Consider the following 1,592-nt stretch of genomic DNA (forward strand, 5'->3'; position numbering starts at 1 on the left):
GATCGCGGCGGACACCCATGATCTGCGGGTGCGGATGCTCTCGATGCTCGCACCCCACCCGGCCATCGGGCTGACCTCGGCCGTTGCAGTCTCCCTCGCAGCCGCCTTGCCGGGATCGGTGGTGGCGAAGGTGCTGCCTCCGGCGGACAGCGCTCACCGAGGATCCCGGCTTCTGCGCATCGGCACACCTGCCGGTGTCATCAGCACCGAGGTCGTCACGGACGAGTTCGGCAACGTCATCGAGGTCGCCCTCCACCGGGCGGCCCGCCATCTCGCCGTCGCCGACATTGACGTCGCGCAGCCTGTGGCACTGACGGCCTAGCCCCTTTATTCCGCCCCTGCCATCATGGATGGAACGGGCACTCACCCAGGAAGTTGTTCAATGAAGATCAAATCCATCCTCGGACACTTGTATGTCCAGGTACTCATCGGCGTCGGGCTCGGCATCCTCGTCGGCGCGCTGTGGCCGGACCTCGGGTCCTCACTCAAACCGCTGGGCGACGGCTTCGTGAAGCTCGTGAAATTCATGATCGCGCCGATCGTCTTCTGCACCATTGTCAGCGGCATCACCTCACTGACCGACACCAAGAAGGTCGGCCCGACCCTGCTGCGGTCGCTGGGCTTGTTCTACGTGCTCACAGGGGCGGCACTGGCCATCGGCCTGGGTGCGGTCATGCTCTTCCAGCCGGGTGCAGGCATGCACATCAACCCAGCCCACCTCGATACCTCTGTCGCATCGAAGTACACAAGCCAGCTGCCCAGCAGCAACCCCGTGGACTTCGTCATGAGCATCATCCCCACCAGCTTCATCGGGGCCTTCGCCGACGGCGAAGTCCTGCCCGTGCTCGTGATCGCGCTGCTTTGCGGCTTCGCCTTCAGCAAGCTCGGCACACCCGGCCAGCTGGCCCTCAACATGGTCAACAGCTTCAACAAGCTGCTGTTCGTCGTGTTCGGCTTCCTCATGAAAGTCGCACCCATCGGGGCGTTCGGCGCCATGGCGTTCACGGTCGGCAAGTACGGAGCCCATTCGATCGGCAACCTCGGGATGCTGATCCTCGCCTTCTACGCCGCGTGCATCGTCTTCGTGGTCCTCGTCCTCGGAATCCTGGCGAAGCTCACCGGTTTCAGTCTCTGGCGGATCCTGCGCTACTTCCGCGACGAGTTCCTCATCGTCCTCGCCACATCCTCAAGCGAACCCGTCCTTCCGCGCCTGCTCTCCAAGCTCGAACGCATCGGCTGCGACCGCGGAGTCGTCGGCCTCGTAGTCCCGACAGGCTACTCCTTCAACCTCACCGGCACCGCCGTCTACCTGACGCTCTCCTCGATGTTCATAGCCCAGGCCTGCGACATCCACCTGGGCTGGGACCAGATCCTCCTCATGCTCGGAATGATGCTCCTGACCTCCAAGGGCGCCGCGGGCGTGACAGGCAGCGGCTTCGTCGCCCTCGTCGCGACCCTGACAGTCATGCCCACGCTGCCCGTTGCCAGCGTGGCACTCATCGTCGGCATCGACCGCTTCATGAGCGAAGCCCGCGCCCTCACCAGCACCGTCTGTAACATCGTCTCCTGCGTCGCCATCGCCAAGTGGCAGC

Annotated in this window: 2 protein-coding genes; both read left to right on the forward strand. The window is 64.2% G+C overall.

The features are described 5' to 3' along the window. On the forward strand, nt 1-322 hold a 322-nt coding region (locus ACFVTG_RS24725; protein ID WP_390283641.1), incomplete at its 5' end, for a PrpF domain-containing protein. 60 nt (nt 323-382) lie between these two features. Continuing rightward, a partial coding sequence (gene dctA, locus ACFVTG_RS24730) for a C4-dicarboxylate transporter DctA (protein WP_390283644.1) occupies nt 383-1,592 on the forward strand: 1,210 nt, incomplete at its 3' end.

The organism is Arthrobacter sp. NPDC058127, from assembly GCF_042884555.1.
Taxonomy (GTDB): Bacteria; Actinomycetota; Actinomycetes; order Actinomycetales; family Micrococcaceae; genus Arthrobacter.